At 70.0% G+C, this 13,602-nt stretch carries 14 protein-coding genes; 5 read left to right on the top strand and 9 right to left on the bottom strand.

Translation table 11 applies throughout. From position 1 onward, the window contains the following. Nucleotides 1-77: 77 nt before the first annotated feature. Nucleotides 78-695, bottom strand: coding sequence for a TetR/AcrR family transcriptional regulator (locus tag QU602_RS18720; RefSeq protein WP_308797973.1), 618 nt, complete (start codon nt 693-695; stop codon nt 78-80). Nucleotides 696-866: 171 nt separating this feature from the next. On the opposite strand from QU602_RS18720, the gene QU602_RS18715 reads away from it, so the two are divergent. Beyond that, the gene (locus QU602_RS18715; RefSeq protein ID WP_308797972.1) at nt 867-1,136 is read left to right on the top strand and encodes a helix-turn-helix domain-containing protein; all 270 of its coding nucleotides are present in this window, start codon (nt 867-869) and stop codon (nt 1,134-1,136) included. Between the two features lie 2 nt (nt 1,137-1,138). Here the strand turns inward: QU602_RS18715 and QU602_RS18710 are convergent, their stop codons facing one another. Together QU602_RS18710 and QU602_RS18705 are read right to left on the bottom strand one after the other, a co-directional pair. After that, nucleotides 1,139-1,582, bottom strand: a complete 444-nt coding sequence (locus QU602_RS18710; RefSeq protein WP_308797971.1) for a GNAT family N-acetyltransferase — start codon at nt 1,580-1,582, stop codon at nt 1,139-1,141. Nucleotides 1,583-1,591: 9 nt separating this feature from the next. After that, entirely contained in the window at nt 1,592-1,972 is a 381-nt protein-coding gene (locus QU602_RS18705) for a VanZ family protein (RefSeq protein WP_308797970.1), read from the bottom strand. Between the two features lie 153 nt (nt 1,973-2,125). On the opposite strand from QU602_RS18705, the gene QU602_RS18700 reads away from it, so the two are divergent. Next, nucleotides 2,126-3,049 (top strand): hypothetical protein, encoded by a 924-nt coding sequence (locus QU602_RS18700; protein WP_308797968.1) that lies wholly within the window; start codon nt 2,126-2,128, stop codon nt 3,047-3,049. Nucleotides 3,050-3,481: 432 nt separating this feature from the next. Here the strand turns inward: QU602_RS18700 and QU602_RS18695 are convergent, their stop codons facing one another. From QU602_RS18695 to QU602_RS18675, 5 genes are all read right to left on the bottom strand, one after another. Beyond that, nucleotides 3,482-4,369 carry a carbohydrate ABC transporter permease gene (locus tag QU602_RS18695; protein WP_308797966.1) on the bottom strand — a complete coding sequence of 296 codons (888 nt, stop codon included), beginning with the start codon at nt 4,367-4,369 and terminating at the stop codon, nt 3,482-3,484. Beyond that, complete coding sequence (locus tag QU602_RS18690) at nt 4,362-5,330, bottom strand: carbohydrate ABC transporter permease (RefSeq protein ID WP_308797965.1); 969 nt, start codon at nt 5,328-5,330, stop codon at nt 4,362-4,364. The genes QU602_RS18695 and QU602_RS18690 overlap by 8 nt, the downstream gene beginning before the upstream one ends. Nucleotides 5,331-5,387: 57 nt before the next feature. Beyond that, entirely contained in the window at nt 5,388-6,722 is a 1,335-nt protein-coding gene (locus tag QU602_RS18685) for an ABC transporter substrate-binding protein (protein ID WP_308797964.1), read from the bottom strand. A 98-nt stretch (nt 6,723-6,820) separates the two neighbouring features. Continuing rightward, nucleotides 6,821-8,347 carry an arabinosylfuranosidase ArfA gene (gene arfA, locus QU602_RS18680; protein ID WP_308797962.1) on the bottom strand — a complete coding sequence of 509 codons (1,527 nt, stop codon included), beginning with the start codon at nt 8,345-8,347 and terminating at the stop codon, nt 6,821-6,823. Continuing rightward, entirely contained in the window at nt 8,344-9,729 is a 1,386-nt protein-coding gene (locus QU602_RS18675; protein ID WP_308797960.1) for a homoserine dehydrogenase, read from the bottom strand. Before QU602_RS18675 ends, arfA begins: the two co-directional genes overlap by 4 nt. A 143-nt stretch (nt 9,730-9,872) precedes the next feature. On the opposite strand from QU602_RS18675, the gene otnK reads away from it, so the two are divergent. Both otnK and QU602_RS18665 read left to right on the top strand, forming a co-directional pair. After that, nucleotides 9,873-11,126 carry a 3-oxo-tetronate kinase gene (gene otnK / locus QU602_RS18670; RefSeq protein ID WP_308797959.1) on the top strand — a complete coding sequence of 418 codons (1,254 nt, stop codon included), beginning with the start codon at nt 9,873-9,875 and terminating at the stop codon, nt 11,124-11,126. Beyond that, nucleotides 11,123-11,806, top strand: coding sequence for a class II aldolase/adducin family protein (locus tag QU602_RS18665; protein ID WP_308797958.1), 684 nt, complete (start codon nt 11,123-11,125; stop codon nt 11,804-11,806). Before otnK ends, QU602_RS18665 begins: the two co-directional genes overlap by 4 nt. Here the strand turns inward: QU602_RS18665 and QU602_RS18660 are convergent. Beyond that, nucleotides 11,792-12,592 carry a DeoR/GlpR family DNA-binding transcription regulator gene (locus QU602_RS18660; protein WP_308797956.1) on the bottom strand — a complete coding sequence of 267 codons (801 nt, stop codon included), beginning with the start codon at nt 12,590-12,592 and terminating at the stop codon, nt 11,792-11,794. The two genes, QU602_RS18665 and QU602_RS18660, sit on opposite strands and share 15 nt — an antisense overlap. A 156-nt stretch (nt 12,593-12,748) precedes the next feature. Between QU602_RS18660 and QU602_RS18655 the strand changes: the two genes are divergently transcribed. Continuing rightward, the gene (locus QU602_RS18655) at nt 12,749-13,582 is read left to right on the top strand and encodes an amidohydrolase family protein (protein WP_308797955.1); all 834 of its coding nucleotides are present in this window, start codon (nt 12,749-12,751) and stop codon (nt 13,580-13,582) included. Nucleotides 13,583-13,602: the final 20 nt, after the last annotated feature.

The raw sequence follows: 13,602 nt of genomic DNA, 5'->3' as shown, positions 1-13,602 counted from the left end.
GTGCAGCGCTGCCGTGACGCCGCGCGTTCACCGTAACCCACGCCGCCCGGGCCGAACCCGGGCGGCGAGGGCGTGGGTCAGCAGCCGAAGGCCCGTTCGATGGCGGCGCGTGCGTGCTCGCGGTCTTCGACTCGCAACGCCCCGATCAGCAACGCGGCACACATCTGGCCGATCAGCCGCTCGCGTGCCGCCGGATCGATCGGGTCCATGACGAACCAGGCGCCGATGACGATCGAGGTGGCGAACGAACCGAGCCGTTCGGTATCGACGGAGTACGTCGACTCGGCCATGTCGCCGTCGTTGACGAGCGCCGTGGCGATCTCGGCCCACGGGACGAACAGGTCGGACGACTCGGCGACGGTTCGATCGACCGCCAGACGAGACGCGGCTCGGACCAGATAATCCTCGGTGAGCAGCGCGCTGAGGGCGGCCATGAAGTACACGAGCCGTTCGACCGACGACCGGGTCGTCGAGCGCACCTCGTCGGACATGGTCTCGATGCGCTCCATGTGATCGTCAAGGATGGCGCCCGCGAGCTCGCTCTTCGAGTCGAAGTAGTGATACAGCGCACCCGTCGTCAGTCCTGCCTGGCGGCAGACGGCGGACAGCGATGCTTTGGGATAGCCGACACGATCGAACTCGCGCGCGGCGATCTGAATGAGTCTGCTGCGCGTTTGTTTGCGGTAGCGCGGCATACGGCCTCTTGGTTGTGACATACGGTCTCTGGCGATTCGGTGGTCGTTGGTCCCCACACGGAGATCCTAACTTGGCGGGAGGCGGATTGCAATACTGATACGCAACATTGTAGCCGATTGGGTCCGCTCGGGGAATGCGATACTGATGTGCAAATTGCTACACTCGGTTACGTGATCCCAGCCGCTGCAGACTTCAACGGCGCCGTCGCGTTCGAACTCCGCGTCGCGCGGCAGGATTCGGGGATGACGATCGAAGAGCTGGTGCATCGGTCCGAACTCAATCGCTCCACCATGCTCCGGTATTTCTACAACCAGCGCGCCATCCCGGTGCCCGCGCTCTACCAGATCGCGGTCGCACTCGACCTGGAGCCCGCCGAGATCCTGGCCAGGGCCGCGGTGCGCCCGCTCGCCGAGCGGCTCGCGGCCGACGGCCGTCCCTGACGTCAGGGACGGCGCATCACACGGTGCGGAATGCCGTCCTCGAAGTGCCGCTCGCCCTCGGCGACGAATCCGAAACGGGCGTACCAGTCGACGAGGTGCTCCTGCGCGTCGAGCAGGATCGGGAGGCCCGGGCCGATCTCGTCGCACCGCTCGACCGCAGCCCGCATGATGGCCGAGGCGACCCCGCGGCTCCGCGCCTCGGGCGCGGTGGCCACGCGCCCGATACGCAGCGCGTCCGGCTCGCGCAGCACGCGTGCGGTGGAGAGCACGTGTCCCTCCTCCTCCGCCCACAGGAGCTCGGCGCCGGACTCGAGGTCGCGCCCGTCGAGTTCGGCGTACGCGGCTCGCTGTTCGACGACGAACACCGACACCCGCAGCCAGAGCAGACGGTAGAGCGTCGCCGGATCCATCTCGGTGACGGCGGCACGACGCAGTTCGATGGGCACCGCGCCAGCCTAGGCGTCGCGGACCGCGGCCGCGGAGGCGCGTGCGCGGATCCGATGTCGCACGGCGAGGCCGAGCGCTGTGCCGAGCGCGACGCCGACGAGGTCGGCGACCACATCCCAGACGTCACCCGCTCGCGCGGGCAGCAGAGTCAGTTGCACGAGCTCGGAGACGACCGCGTGCACCGCGAGACCTGCGGCGAGCCAGGCGGCACGAATGCCCGCGACCACTCCGAGTGCGGCGGGCAGCAGGAACACCCCCGTGTGGACGAGCTTGTCGAAGCCGGGAATCCCCGGTCCGGCAGGTGCGGACGGCACGTAGAGGACGACCAGCTGGAGCAGGAGGGTGAGCGCGAACGCGATCCAGAGCGTGCGTCGGATCCAGGCGGCCATGGCTCGATGGTGTCATGCCGGGCTCGACCGCCGAGCACATCGGCGACGTGGGGAGTCATCCCCATGGAGAACGGTTTCCGTTTTGGGATAGCCTCGGAGCAGCACGTTTGCGGGCCATCGTGTCCGTTTCCCTACCGAACGAAGGATCCACCCTTGGCTCACTCTGCCCTTCGCCTCCGCGCCGGCGCGCTCGTCGCCGCCGGGGCCCTCACCCTCGGCGGCCTCGTCGCCGCCTCGCCGGCCGCCGCCGAACCGATCGAACAGGACCAGCCCACCATCGAGCTCAGCCAGACCACGTTCCCCGCCGGGGACTGGCTCGGCGGGTTCACCGTCACCGGATACGGGTTCGACCCGGAGTTCCCGACCGCGTCCCTCTCGATCGGCGCGAGCGGTGAGAACGGCGGCGGCGGGATCTTCTTCGACGACGTCGACATCACCTCGGAGGGCACGTTCGAGGCCGTGATCGACCCGCGCGTGCCCACCCAGGCGCCGGACGCCAACGGCTACCCGATCTACACCGTGTCGGTGGCCCAGAACGTCGGCACTCCGCAGTGGCTCGTGTCGAACCCCGTCACGCTGACGATCACCGAGGGCGCCTCGGTCACCGCGCCCGGCGAGCTCACCGCCGCCGAGATCGCCGCCGGAATCACGGCGACCTACGCCGGCTTCGCGTCGGACGAGCCCATCGGATACGAGTTCCTCCTGTGGCGGTGGACCGAAGCCGAGGGCGAGCAGCTCATCGACGAGGACTGGGGCAACACGCAGGCCGACTCCAACGGTGCCGGCACGGTCACGGCGGCGCTCGAGGGCGCGCAGCCCGGCGACACCGTCGAGGTCAACATCTACGGCGAGGGCGGTCGCATCGCCGCCGCATGGATCCAGGTCGTCGAGGTCCCGGCGCCGGCGCCCACCCCGGTCGACCCGGCACCGGCCCCCGCCGCGCCGGCGGGTGACGTGAACCGTCTTCCCGACACGGGTGTCGACCTCGGCATCGGCATCACCGCGCTCGCGCTCCTGGCCTTCGGTGCCGGTGCGCTCCTCGTGACGCGCCGCACGCGCGCGTCGCTGCAGCGCTGATCCCAGCACTGCGACGAACGCCCTGAACGGGGGCGATGCCACGGCATCGCCCCGTTCTGCGTGTGCGGCGCCCTGCCGGAATGAGGTCAGGGCATGCCCTCCGCGCGGCCGTTGGGTCGCCAGAGGCGATCGATCGGCATCACGTGGAGGCGGTCCTCATACGTGTACGAGCGCCGGCCTGTGCTGAGCGCGACGCCCGCGATGAACCGCGGCCCGCAGGGCCGAACTACCAAATTTCGCAGCCATGAACTACCAAATTTCGCAGCCATGAACTACCAAATTTCGCAGCCATGAACTACCAAATTTCGCAGGCCTGAACTCCCAAATCTCGCAGGGTCGACCCCCACATTCCGCAGGCCCCCGAACATGAACGCGCGGCCCCGATCCGAGATCGAGGCCGCGCGTTCGCGTCGGACGGAGGGGCGGTGCGGCCTACTTCACCGCGCCGAGCGCGAGTCCGCTCTGCCACTGCCGCTGCATGGCGAGGAAGGCGATGACGAGCGGCACGACCGCGAGCAGCGAGCCCATGATGAGCAGCGGGTACAGGTCCTGGCCGGCACTGCCGTCGATCGTCGCGAGCGCGCGCCAGTTGTTGAGGCCGACGGTCAGCGGGTAGAGCCGGTTGTCGGAGATCATCACGAGCGGGAGGAAGAAGTTGTTCCACGTCGCGACGAGCGAGAAGAGCAGCACGGTGGCGATGGCCGGCCGCAGCATGGGCAGCGCGATCTGGCCGAGGATGCGGAACTCGCCGGCGCCGTCGATGCGGGCCGACTCGATGACCTCGTCGGGCACGGCGTCCTGCGCGTAGATGCGGACGAGGTAGACGCCGAGCGGGTTGAGCAGGCCGGGCAGGATGACCGCCCACATGGTGTTCACGAGCCCGAGGCTCGACATGATCATGTAGGTCGGCAGCACGAGTACCGTGTTCGGGATCATGACCGCACCGAGCAGGATCGCGAACGAGACCTTGCGGCCCTTGAACCGGTACTTCGCGAAGGCGTACCCGCCCATCGTCGCGAGCAGCGTCGCGCCGACGGCCGAGGTCACCGAGTAGATGACGGTGTTGCCGATCCAGGTGAAGAAGATCCCGTTCTGGTACGAGAACGTGCGCGCGATGTTGTCGAAGAACGCGAAGCCGTCGGCGAACCAGAGGGACGGGCTCGAGAAGAGGCCGCCGGTCGTCTTCGTCGAGGCGACGAGCAGCCACCAGAACGGCAGGAAGAAGTAGACGATCGTGACGGTGAAGCCCAGGACGAGGCCGATGCGGCCGAGGCTCATCGGCTGCCGCGGCCGGCGCCGGCGCGTAGCGAGGTCAGTCATTGAGTCCGCTCCTTCGGCGGGTGATGAACAGGAAGACGTACGAGCCGATGATGATCACGATGCCGAGCACGAACGAGATCGTCGCCGCGTAGTTGAACTGCCCGTAGGCGAAGGCCTGGTTGTACGCGTACATGTTCGGCGTGAAGTCGGCGGGGACCGCGTCGGGCCGGGTCGACTGCATGACCTTGGGCTCCGAGAACAGCTGCAGCGTGCCGATGATCGTGAACACGGTCGAGAGCACGACGGCGGGGGCGACGAGCGGCAGTTTGATCTGGGTCGCGAGCTTCCACCCGCCGGCGCCGTCGAGCCGCGCCGCCTCGTAGATGTCACGCGGCAGGCCCTGCAGCGCCGCGTAGATGATGATCATGTTGTAGCCCGTCATCTGCCAGGTGACGACGTTGACGAGCGAGTACAGCACCATGTTCGAGCCGAGCAGGTCTGGCGCGGCGTCGCCGAAGAGCGTGGTCAGGATCGCGGCCGGGCCGAGCTGCGGGCTGTACAGGAAGCCCCACATGAGCACACCGATCACGGCGGGCACGGCGTAGGGCATGAACGCCACGATCCGCGAGACCCGGGAGAGTCGCGTCGTGACGGCGTCGAGCATGAGCGCGAGGACCAGCGCGAGGACCAGCATGATCGGCGCCTGCAGCAGACCGAACACGAGGACGCGCCCGAGGCCGCCGAGGAAGGACGGGTCGGCGAACGCGCGGAGGTAGTTGTCGAACCCGGCCCAGTTCTGCGCGCCCGTGATGGAACGCGAGTGCAGGCTGAGCCAGAGGGCGTACACCAGCGGCACGATCAGGAACAGTACGAAGGTGACGGCGAACGGCGCGAGCAGCACCCATCCGAACCGGCCGCGCCGCTCGTCCTGGCTGATCCGCCGGGGCGCACCCTTCGGCGGCGGGGTGTCCGCGGCTGCCGCGGCGTCCTCGACGACGTCCGCGGTGATGACGTTGGTCATGACTCTCCTCTGGTCAGCCGCCCGGCGCCGCGGTCACGGCGCCGGGCGGAGATCACATCAGCCTTCGGTGACGGTCAGCCCGACGGACTCGGCGTAGCCGACGAGGATCCGCTGGATCTCGGCGGCGGCCTCGTCCATCGTCTGCGAGCCGGCGATCGCGGCCGCGACCTGCTCGTTGATCGTCGACTTCGCGAACGAGTCGAACGGCGTGAACTCGAGCGGGCTCACGGCCTGCGCCGCGGGCACGAACACCTCGTTCGCGGCCTGGTCGCCGAAGAACGGGTACGGGCGCTCCAGGAACGCGTCGGATTCGGCGACGGGGTTGAACACCGGGAACAGGAAGGCCTGCTCGATGCCCACCTCCCAGGGCTCTTCCGAACCGAGGAGCTCGATCGCGACCTGGGCGGATGCCTCGGGCGAGTCGGTCTGACTCGTCACCGCGAAGGTCGACCCGCCGTGGTTGCCCTGGAGGTCGTCGCCGGCCTGCCACTGGGGCATCGGGGCGACCCGCCAGCTGCCGGCCGTCGCCGAGGCCACGTTGCCGAGGTAGCCCGGACGCCAGGCGGCCTCGACCGTGGTCAGATAGGTGCCGGCCGCGATGCCGCTGTCCCATTCGGTCGAGTGATAGGCCGCGTCGTCGATGAGCCCGGCGGCGATCATGTCGCCCCAGTAGTTCAGCACCTTGCGCGTGATGTCATTGTCGAAGTCGATGGTGACCTCTTCGGGCGAGTCGAAGTCGTAGCCGTACGGCTGACCGCCCGCCTGCTGGATGAGGCCGACGAGGTTCGACGCGTTGCCGACCTGGAAGTCCGAGAGGTACAGGGCGGGGTTCGCCGCCTTGAGGGCCTCGGCGTTGGCGCGGTACTCGTCCCACGTCGTCGCGGGCTGCAGCCCGTACTGCTCGTACAGGTCAGCACGGTAGAACTGGGCGATGGGGCCGGCGTCCACGGGGATCGCGTAGACCGAGTCGCCCTGCGAGACCTGGTCCCACACCCACTCGGGGTAGTCGCCCTCGACCTCGCTCGCACCGTACTCGGCGATGTCGAGCAGGCCGCTCATGACCTGGAAGCTCGGCAGCTCGCTGAGCTCCATCTGGATGACGTCGGGGGCGCCGGTGCCGGACTCGAGTGCGGTCCGCAGCTTGGCGTAGGCGTCCTCACCGACGCCCGCGTTCACGAGGTCGATCTGGACGTCCTCGTGGTTCTCGTTGAAGACGTCGACGATCTGCTGGACCTCGGGGTACCAGGACCAGAGCGTCACGGTGGTGACGCCGTTCTCATCGGCGCCGCCGCCGGATGCGCCCGGGCTGCAGGCGACGAGGCCGGCGGCCGTCAGGGCCGCGACGCCGACGCCGAGCCACCGGCGTGCCGTTCGGGAGACGTGTACAGCCATGTGTTTCCTCCTTGAAGCAGATGGTGCGACCGCATGGGCGTCGGTCGCGACGATGGGGAGCATATCAAGAATTCACATCGGATGTGAATCCTTGATACCTAGATGTGAGTTCCTGTTCCCGGTACGAGCCGGATCATGTTCCAGGACATCGGCGGGACGACCACCGGCGCGCCCTCCCACGGCACCGCGGGCGCCGTGCGGGGGGCGATGGTGTCGGGTGCTGCCGCGCTGTTGGTCGCGGACGCGGACGGCCCCGTCAGCGTCGTGTGTTCGACGCTCGCGCCGCCGGCGAAGCCGGCGAAGCCGCCGGTCGCGAGCTCGAGCGGGACGGCGTGCTCCACGTCGCGGTTCACCACGAAGAAGGTCACGGCGCCGGTCTCGGGATCGTGCACCGCCGCGACATCCAACGCCGGCACGTCCTCGTGCCGTGACGTGTCGTGGCGCGCGCTCGTGAGGCCGACCCGCAGCGACTCGCCGCGGCCGAAGCGGCTCGCGAGCGCGAACGGATAGAACGTCGACTGCCGCCAGGCAGCGCCCCCGCCGGGCTCCGTGCGGATCGGCGCGATCACGTTGACCAGCTGTGCGAGGCACGCCATGCGCACCCGGTCCGAGCGACGCAGGATCGAGTTGATGAAGCTGCCCACCACGAGGGCGTCGGCGAATGAGTAGATGTCGCCGATCAGGTCCGGCGCGAACGGCCACTCGCCGATCTCGCGCGGGCGGGAGTTGTACCAGACGTTCCACTCGTCGAACGAGAGCGGCATGACCTTGCTGTGGCGCCCGCGGGCGCGTGCGAAGTCGGCACTCGCGATGACCGCGTCGATGTAGGCGTCGATCTCGACGCCCGCCGCGAGGAGCGTGGGCACGTCGTCGGTGAGGTCGGGGTCGACGTACATGTGCATCGAGAGGTAGTCGACGTGCGCATAGCTCTGCTCGAGCACCTCGGCCTCCCACGACCCGAAGGTGGGCATGATCGGCTTCGAGGTGCCGCACGCGACGAGCTCGAGGTTCGGGTTCACACGGCGGAGGGCCACCGCGGTCTCCGCCGCGAGCCGGCCGTACTCGTATGCGGTCTTGTGGCCGAGCTGCCAGGGGCCGTCCATCTCATTGCCGAGGCACCACACGCGGACGTCCCAGGGGTCCTCGACGCCGTGCGCACGGCGGAGGTCGGACCAGTACGTGCCGCCCGCCAGCGTCGTGTACTCCACGAGCGCCGTGGCCGCCTCGATGCCGCGCGTGCCGAGGTTCACCGCCATCATCGGCTCGATGCCGAGCCGCTGGCAGTACCGCATGAACTCGTTCGTGCCGACGAGGTTCGGTTCGATGCTCTTCCAGGCGAGCTCGCGGCGCACCGGGCGGTCCTCGCGCGGCCCGACCCCGTCCTCCCAGCGGTAGCCGGAGACGAAGTTGCCGCCGGGGTAGCGGAGGATGGTCGGCCCGAGCTCGCGCACCAGCTCGGCGACGTCCTGCCGGAAGCCGTCCTCGTCGGCGGTCTCGTGCTCGGGGTCGTAGATGCCGTCGTAGACGCAGCGGCCCATGTGCTCGACGAACGATCCGTAGATCCGCGGGTCGATCTCGCCGAGCGAGAAGCTGGGGTCGACGAGGACTCGGGCGGTGACGGTCATGACACTCCTTCGTGGGTTCGGACTGAGCTGGTCGTGCGTTCGAGCGCGGCGAGGTCGAGCAGCGTGCCGTCGATGCCCTCGACGTCGTCGTAGCCGATGCGAGCGCCGGCTGCGACGTCGCGACGGAGCCGCGCGCCGTCGAGCAGGTAGTAGGGGACGAGGTCGGCGCCGGCCTCGGCGGCCGCCACCAGTGCGGGGGCCGTGCCGTCGATCTCGTGGTGGTGGCCCGCGACCCGGAACGCGAAACCCGCGGACAGCGAGCGCGATGCCGTGGCGATCATGGTCGTCCGCCGTGCACTGGGTATGGCGACGGGGATGCCCGCCGCCGCGTCGGCGATCGTGCCCGGGATCTCGAGGCCCATGAGATGGAACGGCAGGCCGATGCACAGGTGGTCGCCGCTCAGGCTGACCACGTGCCCCTTCTGCGCCAGCACGCGCGCCACCTCGCGGTCGGGGCAGCGCACGACGATGAACTCGCCGCCCGCGAAGCTCGCCTCGCCGGGCTCGCGCAGCAGCGTGAAGACGTCGAGGACACCTGTTCCGCCGAGGATGCCGCCGGCGGACCGGGGGCGCAGCACGTCGGCCAGCTCGCGGTACCGGGCGATGGGGTAGTGCATCTCCGGGGTGTCGACCTCGAGGCCGGTGAGGTTCGCGACCACGGCGATCTCGCAGTAGTCGGCAGCGGCACCGAGCTTCAGGTCGCGGACCGCCTCGCGGCGTGCGGCGAGGGTCGCGGCGAGGTCGTCGCCCAGGTCCCAGTGCTCACCGAGCCCCGGCGCGTCGATCGTGTGGTCGAGCACGGACGCCGTGCCCGTCGCGCGGTCGAAGACCAGGTCGTACTCGCTCGACTTGCCGGCGGCGACGACCTCGAGACCGAGCCGGTCGGCCCAGCCGAGCAGGGCCACGAGGTTCGCCGGCTGGTCGCCCGCACCTGTCGTCGAGACGACGCCGCGTTCGGCCGCGCGTTCGGCGAGCACATGCCCGAAGAGCGACTCCGTCTCCTTGCTGGCGAGCACGACGGGCCGCGCGGCGTCGATCGCGCCGAGCGCGGCGCGCACACTGACCGCGACCGATCCGGTCGCCTCGACGAGGACGTCGTAGGCGTCGGGGACGAGCAGATCGGTCGCCGCCACGAGGGCGATGCCGCCTGCGTCGACCGCGGCGGTCACCTCGTCGGCCGTCGCGCACTCGGCGACGAGCTCGGGGGCGTACCCGAGCTCGTCGAGCTGGCGGCGGACCGACGGGAGATCGAGATCGCAGAGCACGGCGGGTCGCTGCGACCGATGGTCGCGGAGCGCCAGGAGCACCGTTCGTCCGAAGCCGCCCGCCGCGCCCGTCAGGGCGACGCGGATCGGCGAGGTGATCGGTCGGGGTGAGGTCACGTGGCGGACTCTTTCCTGATTCGGCGATCGGACGGTGACCGCATCGGCAGAATAACATCTCGGAACAGTGTGTAACATGTTGTCACACCGTCACGGTCGGCGAGCGGCGCCGAGAGCCGACACCAGCGAAGGGGAGTGGCCGAATGCTTGGAGCGATCGCCGACGACGTCACCGGCGCGGTCGACCTCGCCGCGAACCTCGTCTCGCGCGGATTCCGCACGCGCCTGCGGTTCGGGGTGCCGGCTGGCGCCCCCGACGCCACAGACGCCGACGCCCTCGTCATCGCGCTCAAGACACGCACCGCTCCCGTCGCGGAGGCGGTCGCCGAGAGCGCGGCGTCGCTCGACGCCCTGCTCGCGGCGGGCGCGGACCGGATCTACGTCAAGTACTGCTCCACCTTCGACTCCACCCCGCTGGGCAACATCGGACCGGTGTGCGACCTCGTCGTCGAACGCCTGGCGGCGACGACCACCGTGGTGGTCCCGAGCTTCCCCGACACCGGGCGCACGCTCTACCTCGGACACCTCTTCGTGGGCGACGTGCCGCTGCACGAGAGCTCGCTCGCGGGACATCCGCTCACGCCCATGACCGACTCGAACATCGTCCGCGTGCTGCAGCGGCAGACGACGTCGAGCGTCGAGCCGATCCCCCTCGCGACCGTCCGGCGCGGCGCCGCCGCGGTGCGCGACGCGCTCGCCGAGCTCAGCGCGCGAGGGGTCCGGTACGCGGTGGTCGACGCGATCGACGACGGCGATCTCGGGATCATCGCCGAGGCCACCGCCGAGGCATCCGTCGTGACCGGCGGCTCGGGACTTGCACTCGGCATGACCGGGCCGGCCGGATCGGGCGCGATGCCCGCGCCGGAGGGGCTGCGGAGCGGCCCCGGCATCGTCCTCGCGGGCAGCGCCTCGGCCGCGACGCGCGCCCAGCTCGCCTACGCGGCCGAATCGGGTCTGCCGGTGCACCGGCTCGACGTCGACGAGCTGGACGCGAGCGTCGAGCGCGCATTCGAGTGGGCGATCGGATGTCTCGCGCGCGACCCCGGCGCCACGCCGGTGATCGCACCGGAGGAGACCGCGACGCGGGTGGATGCCACGACCGGCACCGGATCGGCACGCGCCGTCGCACTCGAAGCGGCGTTCGGCGAGCTCGCACGGAGGTTCGCGGACGCCGGGATCCGCCGGTTCGTCGTCGCCGGGGGCGAGACCTCGGGAGCGGTCGTGCGTGCGCTCGGCGTCGGTGAGCTCGCCGTCGGTGAGCCGATCGGTCCCGGCCTCGCGTGGACCTTCGCGACCACCGGCACGGCCGGCGGACCGGCCACGATCGCCCTCGCGCTGAAGTCGGGCAACTTCGGCCGAGAAGACTTCTTCCTGGACGCCTGGAGGCGGCTCGCATGACCACCATCGCCACGACGACCGCGACCGCTGCGATCGACGACCTCATCGACGCGGCGCACGCGCTCGCCACGCTCGGGCTCAGCCCCGGCACCTCCGGCAATCTGAGCGTGCGGGTCGACGACCGGGTCTTCCTCTCGGCCACCGGCGCGAGCATGGCCGCGCTCACGCCGGCCGATCTCGCGGAGCTCGCGCTCGACGGCACGCACGTCGCGGGCCCGCGGCCGACGAAGGAGGCGCCGCTGCACCTGGCGTTCTACCGGAAGACGGACCGCACCCGGGCCGTCGTCCACCTGCACTCGGCGGCCGCGGTCGCGGCCTCCTGCCTGCCGCCGCACTCGGACCTCAGCGCGCTGCCGCCCATCACCCCGTACTTCGTGATGCGGGTCGGCCAGACGCCGCTCATCCCGTACGCGGCCCCCGGATCGAGCGAGCTCGCGAGTCAGATCGAGCAGCGCACGTTCGCATTCCGGGCGGCGCTCCTGCAGAACCACGGCTTGATCGTGGCCGGCGACTCGGTGACGCGCGCGGTCGATGCCGCGATCGAGCTCGAGGCGGCGTCGGAGGTGCTCATGCGACTCGGAGCACAGGAGTTCACCCCGCTCAGCGACGCGCAGGCGCGCGAGCTCGCCGACCGGTACGACTCGTGCTGGGACGGCGGGCTGGGCTCAGCCGGCGAGTGAGGGCGTGACGTCGGTCTCGTCGGAGGGGGCCAGGACGAGCTCGACGCCGCGGTCCTTGATGCCGGCCGCCGCGCCGAGAGGCAGGCCGTCGTCGGTCAGCACGGTGTCGAACTCGCGCAGGTCGGCGACGCGATGTGTGGCGAAGAGCCCGTACTTGACGCTGCCGGCCACGAGGACGCGGGACGCCGACGTCTCCATCGCGGTGCGCTTCACATCGACCTTCGCCTCGTGCGGCGTGGTCACACCGCGGTTCGCATCCCAGCTGCTCGAGCTGATGAAGGCGATGTCGACGTTGAGCTGCCGCAGCGTCGCGGCCGCCAGGCGGCCGACGGACGACCGGTTCCGGTGATCGAGGAGGCCGCCGGTGTGGATGACCTCGAACTGCTCGGCGTCCGCCAGGGCGTCGAGCGTGCTGAAGTCGTTCGTCACGATCGTGAGCCGCCGGCGCGCCATGAGGTGGGGCACCATGCTGAGGATCGTGGTGCCCGCATCGAGGTAGACCGTCATGTCGTCGGCGACGAGCTCGGCCGCGGCGCGCGCCATCGCGCGCTTGTGGCCGATATCGACCGTCTCCTTGTCGAGCCGCGACGGCTCGGCGCCGAGGTGGCTGGCGAGCCGCACGCCGCCCTGCACCGAGTACGCGCGGCCGGCGCGCTCGAGCACGTCGATGTCGCGCCGGACGGTCATGTGCGAGACGCCCAGCTGCTCGGTGAGCTCTCGAACCGAGAGCACCGTCGACTCCCGCAGGAGACGCAGCAGCTCTTCTCGCCGTTGGTCAGGGATCACGGCCCACCTCCATAGGTACTGCGCCCGTGAGTGTAACAGCGATTCACACGCGATCACACGGATGACCGAGCCGAGCGCGTTCGTGGCGGAGTTTCGCTTGCCCATCGTTAACGTGGAATGGCATTCTATTTTGAAACACCAGCGCAGGAGGCATCCGTGATCGACGTCCATGTCCATTGTCACCAGCCCGAGCACCGGAGCGCCGAGTGGGCGAGCTTCGCGAGCCGGGCCTACGGGGACCGCGACTGGTCGTACACGCCCGAAGCCGTCGGCGAGGCGATGATCGAGGGCGGCGTCGACACGGCGATCGTGTTCGGGGTGACCTCGCACGCGGCGGGCGCCCAAACCCCGAACGACTTCGTCGAGCAGTTCTGCGCGCGCATGCCGATCGAGACGATCCCGTTCATGGCGCTCGATCCCTCGGCGCCCGGCGCGGACGCGCAGCTCGAGGACGGCATCGCCCGCGGGTTCAGGGGGATCAAGCTGTACCCGGCGACGGCGCTGTTCGACCCGGCCGACGAGCGGTTCGACGCGTTCTACCGGCGTGCGGCCGAGCAGGGCCTCGTGCTGCTCTGGCATCAGGGTGCGACGCCCAGCCCCGCCGGATCGCTGCTGCTCAGCCTGCCCTTCTCGATCGACGAGGTGGCGCGGCGGCACCCCGATCTCACGCAGATCATCGCCCACATGGCCCACCCGTGGCAGCGCGAGGCGATCGTCGTCATCCGGAAGAACCCGCGCGTGTTCGCGGATGTCTCGGCGACCTGGTCGCGGCCGCAGGACGGATTCCAGGCGCTCGTGCGGGCACAGGAGTGGGGCGTGGTCGACAAGCTCGTCTTCGGCTCCGACTATCCGCATTGGACGCCCAAGCAGGCGGTCGACGGGCTGCGCGCCATGGCGGCCCGCCGGCCCGTCGATTGGCCGCACATCGAGGCGTCGACGATCGAGCATCTGGTCGAGTCCGACCACCTCGCCGCGCTCGGGCTCCGGTGACCGACCGGCGGGCGCTGTGG

The sequence above is a fragment of the Agromyces protaetiae genome, assembly GCF_030866785.1.
Taxonomy (GTDB): domain Bacteria; phylum Actinomycetota; class Actinomycetes; order Actinomycetales; family Microbacteriaceae; genus Agromyces; species Agromyces silvae.
This window is presented reverse-complemented; position numbering and strand designations above follow the sequence as displayed.

Bases quoted from the DNA above. Each gene is read 5' to 3' on its own strand.
- QU602_RS18720 (WP_308797973.1), bottom strand. From the start codon at position 695: ATGCCGCGCTACCGCAAACAAACGCGCAGCAGACTCATTCAGATCGCC.
- arfA (WP_308797962.1), bottom strand. From the start codon at position 8,347: ATGACCGTCACCGCCCGAGTCCTCGTCGACCCCAGCTTCTCGCTCGGC.
- QU602_RS18695 (WP_308797966.1), bottom strand. From the start codon at position 4,369: ATGACTGACCTCGCTACGCGCCGGCGCCGGCCGCGGCAGCCGATGAGC.
- QU602_RS18705 (WP_308797970.1), bottom strand. From the start codon at position 1,972: ATGGCCGCCTGGATCCGACGCACGCTCTGGATCGCGTTCGCGCTCACC.
- QU602_RS18665 (WP_308797958.1), top strand. From the start codon at position 11,123: ATGACCACCATCGCCACGACGACCGCGACCGCTGCGATCGACGACCTC.
- QU602_RS18690 (WP_308797965.1), bottom strand. From the start codon at position 5,330: ATGACCAACGTCATCACCGCGGACGTCGTCGAGGACGCCGCGGCAGCC.
- otnK (WP_308797959.1), top strand. From the start codon at position 9,873: ATGCTTGGAGCGATCGCCGACGACGTCACCGGCGCGGTCGACCTCGCC.
- QU602_RS18685 (WP_308797964.1), bottom strand. From the start codon at position 6,722: ATGGCTGTACACGTCTCCCGAACGGCACGCCGGTGGCTCGGCGTCGGC.